This window comes from Listeria rocourtiae FSL F6-920 (assembly GCF_000525975.1).
Lineage (GTDB): Bacteria > Bacillota > Bacilli > Lactobacillales > Listeriaceae > Listeria_A > Listeria_A rocourtiae.
Window position 1 is genome coordinate 112940 of the sequence record NZ_AODK01000013.1, and the last position, 9235, is coordinate 122174.

The window sequence follows — 9235 nt, forward strand, 5'->3', positions numbered from 1 at the left end:
CGCCTTAAAACAGAAATCGAGCTATGCTATTGCTCGTAGTTTAGCTATTTACGGTAGCTGAGTAGAAACGTCCGGGCCATATTCCCCAACATATACGACATCTGTTTATTCTATCGTAGATGGTGACGCTTAGCAAGAGGGGGATAAATGTTTGTATTTTATCAAATCGACAATCCAAATATATCTTTATTTATATATAAGTTTATACTTTTAAATAAATAGGGTATAATAAGGATATTAAACGAGCGTTTGTTGTTCGTTCTTTGGAGGTAGAAATGATGAAATATGAATTTCCGCAAGATTTTTGGTGGGGCAGTGCAGCTTCAGGTCCGCAAACAGAGGGAGCTGCGGATGTAGATGGCAGAAAACCGAGCATTTGGGATCATTGGTATAAGCAGGAACCAAGTAAGTTTTTCAATAATGTGGGCCCGGTGAATACATCTAATTTTTATTATCAATATAAAGAGGATATTCAGTTAATGAAGGAAACGGGGCATAATTCGTTCCGGACGTCGATTCAGTGGTCGCGTTTGATTCCTGATGGGATTGGTGCTGTGAATCCAAAAGCTGTGGAATTTTATAATAATGTGATTGATGAGATGTTGGCGAATGGCGTGGAGCCATTTATTAATCTGTATCATTTTGATATGCCAATGTCAATGCAGGAAATCGGTGGTTGGGAAAATCGTGAAGTTGTTAGTGCATATGCTACCTTTGCAAAAACATGTTTTGAGTTGTTCGGCAATCGAGTGAAGCACTGGTTTACATTTAACGAGCCTATTGTTCCCGTTGAGGCTGGCTATTTGTATAATATGCATTACCCGAATGTTGTTGATTTCAAGCGTGCAGCTCAAGTGGCATATCATACGACAGTGGCTCATGCGCTTGCTGTGAAAGAATATCATGCGTTGAAGCAAGGCGGTGAGGTTGGCATTATCTTGAATTTGACGCCGTCTTATCCGCGTAGTGATAATCCTGCTGACATTCGTGCAGCTCATATTGCGGATTTGATTTTTAATCGCAGTTTTCTCGATCCTGTAACAAAAGGGGAGTTTCCTGCTGATTTGGTAGAAATTTTGAAGGAGCACGCTATTTTGCCAACATATACGGAGGAAGATTTGGCGGTTATTAAGGATAATATTATTGATATTCTAGGCGTGAATTATTACCAGCCACGCCGTGTGAAAGCCAAGGAATATGCAGCTCACCCGGATGCGCCATTTATGCCAGAGCACTTATTTGATAATTATGAAATGCCATATCGCAAAATGAATCCATATCGCGGATGGGAGATTTTTGAGAAGGCGATTTATGATATTGCCATTAATCTGCGCGATAATTACGGTAATATTCCGTTCTTTATTTCTGAAAATGGAATGGGCGTTGAGGGGGAAGATCGCTATCGTACGACAGACGGTTATATTGATGACCATTACCGAATTGGGTTTATCAAGGAGCATTTGAAATGGTTGCATAAAGCGATGGCAGAAGGGGCGAACTGTAAAGGGTATCATTTGTGGACGTTTATGGATTGCTGGTCTTGGGCGAATGCTTACAAAAATCGTTATGGTTTGGTTGAGGTGAATTTGGACGAAGATTATAAACGCACGATTAAATCTTCAGGTCGTTGGTATAAAGCATTATCTGATAATAATGGTTTTGAGGATGCAGAGTAATTTTTATGGTAGAATAGAAAGAAAAAAGAGGTGTTTAGCGTCATGGCAAATAATCAGACCAAATATAGTTTTATCGCGGAGGAGTTGAAAAAGCGTATTTTCGCAAAGGAATATCCGCTGGATAAACCGATTCCGGATGAAATGACTCTTGCTAAAGAATTTGATTGTAGCCGTATGACGATGAAAAAGGCACTTGAGGTTCTAGTTCTGGAAGGGTTATTGTATCGGAAGCGTGGACATGGGACGTTTATTATTAAGTCGGCGCTTGATATGGATCGGCTTAATATTCACAGCCAAGAAGTGAACGGTTTTACGAAATTGTTGGAAGGGCGCGATGTAGCCAGTAAAATCGTACAGTTTCAGGTGACATTTCCAGATAAATATGTAGCGGAACGGTTGAATATAGATTTGGAAACACCGATTTATGATATCGTGAGGGCGAGATTGGTGGACGACGAGCCTTATGTTTTAGAGCATACGTGCATGCCTGTAGCGCTGATACCGGGTGTGACGCAAGAAGTGTTGGAGCACTCGATTTATACGTATATTCGTGAACAATTGAATTTAAAAATTGCTAGTTCCTATAAGCAAATTAGGGCAGATAAGCCAAGCCAGCTTGATTTTGATTACCTAGATTGCTCAGAGACTGATCCGGTGATTGAGGTGGAGCAGACGGTTTATTTGAATAATGGGATGGCATTTGAGTATTCGAAATCCCGTCATCGTTATGATAAATTTGTGTTCACAACAGTCAATATTGCGAGACGATAAAAATAGCTTTGGCCCAAAGGCCAAAGCTATTTTCGTTGTGCGCGGATAACATCGATCATCAGGTCGTCGAGTTCTTTTTTTTGTGATGATATCGGCTTTATTTGGTGATGTTGGTATCTTTTCGAAATCTAAGAAATCTATCGTAAAGTTGAATTTCAATTTCTGCTGGTCCTTTTGATTGACGTAATTAACGCCTGTGACTAGTTTTTTGATACCTTTGTCGGAATCGGGTTGTAAAGTCATTACCGTGTTGAGCTGAATGTCTTTATTTTGAATCAGATTTTTGAATCTTTGCTGCATGCCTTTATTATTAACCGTCCAAGTTGCTTTCGCTTGAGATTCTGTGAGGCCAGATATTTCTGCATACAAGCTTATAAAATCGTGATCGGAATAGAATTCTTCTAACCATGCGTTTGCCAGTTCGGCAAGTTCTTTCTTATTTAATGTTAGTTTTATCGTTTTATTCACTGTCTGATAGTGACTTTTATCCAAGTTATTCAGGTGCTTATAAATCAGAAAAGCCGTTTTTCTTTCGATAGCTTGAAGCTGTCCAGCTTGTTCTTCAACCGTTTTTTCATCAATGATTTGGCCGCTGACATTTTGGATTGTTTGAAGTAAGTCAATATGCTTGCCCTTTAGATCTTCATTTTCAGACCGTACTTTAGAATATACTGAATCAGTTACCAAATCCAATAAGTTTGTGACGGGAGCTGTCGTTTGAAAAAAATCATTCGCTGGGATAAAAATTTTCCCTGTACTACCATTTTGGAAGGAGTGTGCTGTTAAATCCATAGCTGGTACACCGCCAACATGAACTCCAAACGTGTTATAAGTTAAATCGCGTTCCGTATCTCGCGAGGTCTTAACAGTTAGGTGGCTAGAGGTTAGAGCTTTTGGATTCAGTAGTTGCAGCTCTTTAAAACCGGATACTTCCACAGGTTGCAGCGTTAGTGCAGTTGTATATTGTTTATTCTTTACAATATTTCGAAATGATGCCATGAACTCTGATTTCGGCGAACTACAAGCGGTTAAAAAAAATGGCCACCGACAATACAATCAAAGCTAAAGCGATGATGGCTTTCTTCATAAAAATGTGCCTCCATGAATTCTTGTTGCGTATGATTATTAAGTAGAATCTCGAAAACTCCAGAATTGTTACGTTATCATAACCATAGCATATCGCATTCGTTTCGACAATCCTTTTTTTTAAACCTTTTTGGGTGTTTTCAGTGTTACGTTTTGGTACACTGATAGAGGCACTACATAGCAGTTTTCTCAAGTATAGTAAAGTAAGTGATAATATGAACGATGGAAGGAGACACGAGGCTATACAACAAAGCGTGAGGATTTTAAAAAGAATGTATTTCGGATAGTTGTAATTAGATTAGAATTATACTAAACTAGAACCATACGTACTGAAAAAATAATGCGAAGAAATTAGGAGGTAATTTTTAATGTCAACGTTGAAAATTCAAGATTTACATGTTGAAATAGAGGGCAAAGAGATTTTAAAAGGGGTTAACCTAGAAATTTCTACTGGGGAAATCCATGCAATAATGGGACCTAACGGGACTGGTAAATCGACACTATCCTCAGCAATAATGGGGCATCCTAAATATGAAGTAACTAGTGGAACAATCGAGTTAGACGGGGAAAACGTTCTGGAGATGGAAGTAGATGAACGCGCTCGTGCTGGACTTTTCTTAGCAATGCAGTATCCAAGTGAAATAAGTGGGGTTACAAACGCCGAATTCATGCGCGCTGCGATCAATAGCCGTCGTGAAGAAGGTAAAGAAATTCCATTGATGCAATATATTCGCAAATTAGACGAGAAAATGGCTATTTTGGAAATGGATGAAGAGATGGCTGAGCGTTATTTAAATGAAGGTTTTTCTGGCGGAGAGAAGAAGCGTAATGAAATCCTTCAATTGTTGATGATTGAGCCTACGATTGCAATTTTAGATGAAATCGATTCAGGACTAGATATCGATGCGTTGAAAGTTGTTTCAAAAGGAATTAACGAAATGCGAGGAGAAGGCTTTGGTTGCTTAATTATTACTCACTATCAACGCTTGTTAAATTATATCGAGCCTGACTTTGTGCATGTTATGATGCAAGGAAAAGTTGTGAAGAGCGGCGGATCTGAACTTGCGAAACGTTTAGAAGGCGAAGGTTATGATTGGATTAAGCAAGAACTTGGTATCGAATTGGATGAAGAAGAAACCGTTGACCAAAAATAAGAGAGTGAGGGATAGATCATGACAGAAAATTTAGCTGTAAAAGATGATTTTATCCGTGCTTTTTCAGGCGATTTAGGTGAGCCTGGCTGGTTAACAGAGCTACGGATAAATGCATGGCAACAAGCTTCAGAATTAGCATTGCCATTTGTAGATAAAACGAAAATTGATCGCTGGAATTTCACGAAGTTTGAGGCTTATTCGACTTTCCAAGCAGGTGTGACAAATGAAGCGTTACCTGAGAATGTACAAGCTTTAGTGGCGGATGACGCGAATGTATACGTCCAAATTGATAATCGCCCAGCGCGACTACAGTTAAGCCAAGGGCTAGCAGATGCAGGTGTTATTTTTACAGATATTATCACGGCTGCTAAGGAATATCCAGAATTGGTGCAGAAATATTTCATGACTGAAGCGGTGAAAGTGGATGAAAGTCGTTTGACAGCTTTCCATGCGGCGCTTGTGAATGGAGGAATGTTCTTATATGTTCCAAAAAATGTGGAAGTAAAAGAGCCAATTCAAGCGGTTTTTGCGCATGGAAATGCATCGTCTCCACTCGTGAATCATGTTTTACTAGTTGCAGATGATAACAGCGCGGTTACTTACGTGGAGAACTATGTAACGCTAGACACTGAAAATAAAGGAATCGTGAATATCGTTGCTGAGGTAATTGCGGAAAACAATGCGCAAATTAAATTCGGTGCAGTGGATAACTTGGGAAGTGGCGCGACAACTTATGTTAGCCGTCGCGGACATGTTGGAAATGATAGTCGTGTGGAGTGGGCGCTTGGTTTGATGAATGATGGCGACACAATTAATGAAAATACGACTAACTTGATGGGCAATGGCTCTATAAGCGACGTAAAAACGGTGACGGTTGGGCGTGGCAAGCAAACGCAAAACATTACAACACGTGTAACACATTACGGTTTGGCTTCACTTGGCACGATTTTATCGCACGGTGTAATGAAAGATAGTGCGACAACAATTTTCAATGGTATTGGTCATATTAAACATGGTGCGTCAAAATCGGATGCACAACAAGAATCCCGTGTACTGATGCTTAGTCCAAAAGCGCGTGGAGATGCAAATCCCATTCTTTTAATTGATGAAAATGATGTAGTGGCTGGGCATGCGGCATCTGTTGGTCGTGTGGACCCGTTACAACTTTTCTATTTAATGAGTCGTGGAATTTCAAAAGAAGAGGCAGAGCGTCTTGTCATTCACGGTTTCCTAGATCCAGTTGTACGCCAACTACCAATCGAAAGCGTGAAACTTCAATTGAAAGAAGTTATCGAAGGGAAAGTGCGCTAACATGAGTCTAACGCAAAAAATTCAGGCTGATTTTCCGATTTTGAAGCAAGAGGTCAATGAAAAACCGCTTGCTTATCTGGATAATGCAGCAACTTCCCAAAAACCGAAGCAAGTTTTGGACGCAGTAATGAAATATTATGAGTGGGAAAACGCCAATGTTCATCGTGGTGTGCATACGCTAGCGGCTCGTGCTACAGATGCTTATGAAGGTAGCCGATCGAAAGTGGCACGCTTTATCGGTGCTCGTGAAACGGCGGAAATTATTTTCACGCGCGGTACAACGACGGCAATCAATATGGTTGCGAACGGCTATGGCGATGCGAATTTGCAAGCTGGGGATGAGATTGTGATTTCACAGCTAGAGCATCATAGCAACTTGATTCCGTGGCAACAGTTGGCGAAACGTACGGGTGCGACGCTTGTTTATATCGATTTGGATGTGGACGCGACAATCACGCTTGCCAATGCGGAAAAGGTGATTAATGAAAAGACGAAGATTGTTGCGATTGCTCATGTTTCGAATGTCATTGGATCGATTGCACCAGTTCGTGAGATTGCTGATTTAGCCCATTCTGTTGGTGCGGTCATCGTTGTGGATGGTGCACAGGCTGTCCCACATATGAAGGTTGACGTACTGGCATTGGATGCTGATTTTTACGCTTTTTCTGGCCATAAAATGATGGCTCCGACTGGGATTGGTGCGCTTTATGGGAAACGGGAATTGCTTGATGCGATGAACCCAACTGAATTTGGCGGCGAGATGATTGATTTTGTAGAGTTGCACGATTCGACATGGAAAGAACTACCGTGGAAAATGGAAGCTGGGACGCCGAATATTGCGGGTGCAGTTGGTCTTGGCGCCGCGATTGACTATTTAGAAGCGATCGGTTTTGACCTAATCCACAATCACGAAGAAGAATTAACCGCCTATGCAATAGCAGAAATGCAGAAGCTGGACGGTATCACGATATATGGCCCACTAGACGCAAAGAAGCGTTGCGGGTTGATTACGTTTAATTTAGAAGGCGCACATCCTCACGATATCGCGACGGTACTCGATGAAGAAGGCGTGGCAATCCGCGCAGGACATCATTGTGCACAGCCGTTGATGAAGTGGCTAGATACGTCTTCCACAGCCAGAGTAAGTTTTTACGTATATAATACCAAGCAGGAGGTTGATCAGTTTCTCGCTGGCCTCAAGCTAACAAAGGAGTATTTCGGACTATGAGTGGTCGTAAATTAGATCAACTGTATCGTCAAGTTATTATGGATCACTACAAAAACCCGCGCAACAACGGCACGCTTGATGACGAAAGCGTTACGATTGACCTGAATAACCCAACGTGCGGTGACGAAATTCATCTTCACCTTAAAGTGGAAAATGAAACAATTACCGCCGCAAAATTTACAGGTAGCGGATGTTCTATCTCGGTGGCGAGTGCTTCAATGATGACCGAAAGTATTATCGGAAAATCAGAGAAACAAGCTCTCAAAATGTCGCGTGACTTTTCAGAAATGGTACAAGGTCATGAACATGATGTCATTGATGAGTATGGTGATGTTGAAGCTTTAGCTGGAGTGGCCAAATTCCCAGCCCGAATCAAATGTGCTACACTTTCATGGAAAGCCATGGAACGTGCCATTTTTGAGTTTGAAGGGAAGAAATAATAAGTTTAAAGGAGGATCTTTACTATGACTGAAATTCCAGAAATGGGCGAGTATAAATACGGATTTCATGATAAAGATACATCAGTTTTCCGTAGTGAACGCGGTTTAACAGAAGATATCGTGCGTGAAATTTCAACAATTAAAGAAGAACCGCAATGGATGCTAGATTTCCGTTTGAAGTCTTTAGAACAATTTTATAAAATGCCGATGCCACAATGGGGTGGCGATTTATCTGAACTGAAATTTGAAGATATTCGCTATTACGTCAAACCATCTGATCACACAGTAAATGATTGGGATGAGGTTCCTGACGAAATTAAACGCACTTTCGACAAACTTGGTATTCCAGAAGCAGAGCAGAAATATCTTGCCGGAGCTTCTGCGCAGTATGAGTCTGAGGTTGTTTATCACAACCTGAAACAAGACTTAGAAGAGCTGGGAATAGTCTTTAAAGATACTGATTCGGCGCTTAAAGAAAACGAAGACATTTTCCGTGAGTACTTTTCAAAAGTAATCCCGCCAACCGATAATAAATTCGCTGCACTTAACTCTGCTGTTTGGTCCGGTGGTTCGTTCATCTATGTTCCAAAAGGCGTTAAAGTGGATACACCGCTACAAGCTTATTTCCGCATCAACTCGGAGAATATGGGGCAATTTGAACGTACATTGATTATCGTGGATGAAGGCGCAAGCGTAAACTATGTAGAGGGATGTACTGCACCAGTTTACACAACGAATTCGCTTCACTCCGCGGTTGTTGAAATCATTGTTAAACGCGATGCCTATTGCCGTTATACTACAATTCAGAACTGGGCGAACAACGTATATAACCTAGTAACGAAGCGTACTTTCTGTGATGAAAATGCGACGATGGAATGGATTGATGGTAACATTGGTTCTAAATTAACAATGAAATATCCGGCAGTTCATCTTCGTGGAGAAGGTGCACGCGGTATGACGCTTTCTATTGCCATTGCCGGTAAAGGACAGCGCCAAGATGCTGGAGCCAAAATGCTTCACTTGGCACCAAATACATCATCGACGATTGTTTCTAAATCAATATCTAAACAAGGCGGTAACGTGACGTATCGTGGGATTGTTCACTTTGGCCGTAACTCAGCTGGTTCGCGCTCCAATATCGAATGTGACACATTAATTATGGATAATGCATCAACGTCCGATACAATTCCGTACAATGAAATCTTGAATAGCGATATCTCCTTGGAACACGAAGCGAAAGTTTCTAAAGTATCTGAGGAACAACTATTTTACTTGATGAGTCGTGGCGTAACAGAAGAAGAAGCAACAGAGATGATTGTCATGGGATTCATTGAACCATTTACAAAAGAACTACCGATGGAATATGCCGTTGAAATGAACCGTTTGATTAAGTTTGAAATGGAAGGCTCGATTGGTTAAATCTTATAGACCAATATGGGCAACGATTTAATTTAGATTAAAAATGTTTTAAATTCAGAGTAACCTGTTGATTTTGGGTTACTCTTTTTTTATCCTTTTTTTCAAATTCCAATAAAGGGACATAGAAATGTTATTTTTATTAAAATAAGT

The 9235-nt window shown here is 40.7% G+C and carries 7 protein-coding genes, 1 pseudogene and 1 riboswitch; of the genes and pseudogenes, 7 read left to right on the forward strand and 1 reads right to left on the reverse strand.

The features are described 5' to 3' along the window. Positions 1–16: 16 nt before the first annotated feature. A riboswitch (purine riboswitch) is annotated at positions 17–118 on the reverse strand. Positions 119–278: 160 nt separating this feature from the next. Both PROCOU_RS05835 and PROCOU_RS05840 read left to right on the forward strand, forming a co-directional pair. Further along, positions 279–1676: a glycoside hydrolase family 1 protein gene (locus PROCOU_RS05835; protein WP_036070367.1), complete on the forward strand. Its 1398-nt coding sequence runs from the start codon at positions 279–281 to the stop codon at positions 1674–1676. A gap of 42 nt (positions 1677–1718) precedes the next feature. Next, a complete protein-coding gene (locus tag PROCOU_RS05840; protein ID WP_036070369.1) occupies positions 1719–2447 on the forward strand; it encodes a GntR family transcriptional regulator in 729 nt (242 codons plus the stop codon). Between the two features lie 87 nt (positions 2448–2534). On the opposite strand, the pseudogene PROCOU_RS19465 reads toward PROCOU_RS05840, so the two are convergent. Further along, a pseudogene (locus PROCOU_RS19465) lies at positions 2535–3503 on the reverse strand (Lmo2079 family surface lipoprotein); the annotation flags it as partial. Positions 3504–3901: 398 nt separating this feature from the next. On the opposite strand from PROCOU_RS19465, the gene sufC reads away from it, so the two are divergent. From sufC to sufB, 5 genes are read left to right on the forward strand one after another with little or no spacing between them, the layout of a single operon-like run. Beyond that, positions 3902–4687 carry a Fe-S cluster assembly ATPase SufC gene (gene sufC, locus PROCOU_RS05845; RefSeq protein ID WP_036070372.1) on the forward strand — a complete coding sequence of 262 codons (786 nt, stop codon included), beginning with the start codon at positions 3902–3904 and terminating at the stop codon, positions 4685–4687. Between the two features lie 18 nt (positions 4688–4705). Next, the gene (gene sufD / locus PROCOU_RS05850; protein WP_036070374.1) at positions 4706–5998 is read left to right on the forward strand and encodes a Fe-S cluster assembly protein SufD; all 1293 of its coding nucleotides are present in this window, start codon (positions 4706–4708) and stop codon (positions 5996–5998) included. 1 nt (position 5999) lies between these two features. Next, positions 6000–7226 carry a cysteine desulfurase gene (locus PROCOU_RS05855; RefSeq protein WP_036070376.1) on the forward strand — a complete coding sequence of 409 codons (1227 nt, stop codon included), beginning with the start codon at positions 6000–6002 and terminating at the stop codon, positions 7224–7226. Then, entirely contained in the window at positions 7223–7666 is a 444-nt protein-coding gene (sufU, locus tag PROCOU_RS05860; RefSeq protein WP_036070378.1) for a Fe-S cluster assembly sulfur transfer protein SufU, read from the forward strand. Before PROCOU_RS05855 ends, sufU begins: the two co-directional genes overlap by 4 nt. Before the next feature lie 24 nt (positions 7667–7690). Next, entirely contained in the window at positions 7691–9085 is a 1395-nt protein-coding gene (gene sufB, locus PROCOU_RS05865; RefSeq protein ID WP_036070379.1) for a Fe-S cluster assembly protein SufB, read from the forward strand. Positions 9086–9235 lie beyond the last annotated feature (150 nt).

Bases quoted from the DNA above. Each gene is read 5' to 3' on its own strand.
- PROCOU_RS05835 (WP_036070367.1), top strand. From the start codon at position 279: ATGAAATATGAATTTCCGCAAGATTTTTGGTGGGGCAGTGCAGCTTCA.
- PROCOU_RS05840 (WP_036070369.1), top strand. From the start codon at position 1,719: ATGGCAAATAATCAGACCAAATATAGTTTTATCGCGGAGGAGTTGAAA.
- sufC (WP_036070372.1), top strand. From the start codon at position 3,902: ATGTCAACGTTGAAAATTCAAGATTTACATGTTGAAATAGAGGGCAAA.
- sufD (WP_036070374.1), top strand. From the start codon at position 4,706: ATGACAGAAAATTTAGCTGTAAAAGATGATTTTATCCGTGCTTTTTCA.
- PROCOU_RS05855 (WP_036070376.1), top strand. From the start codon at position 6,000: ATGAGTCTAACGCAAAAAATTCAGGCTGATTTTCCGATTTTGAAGCAA.
- sufU (WP_036070378.1), top strand. From the start codon at position 7,223: ATGAGTGGTCGTAAATTAGATCAACTGTATCGTCAAGTTATTATGGAT.
- sufB (WP_036070379.1), top strand. From the start codon at position 7,691: ATGACTGAAATTCCAGAAATGGGCGAGTATAAATACGGATTTCATGAT.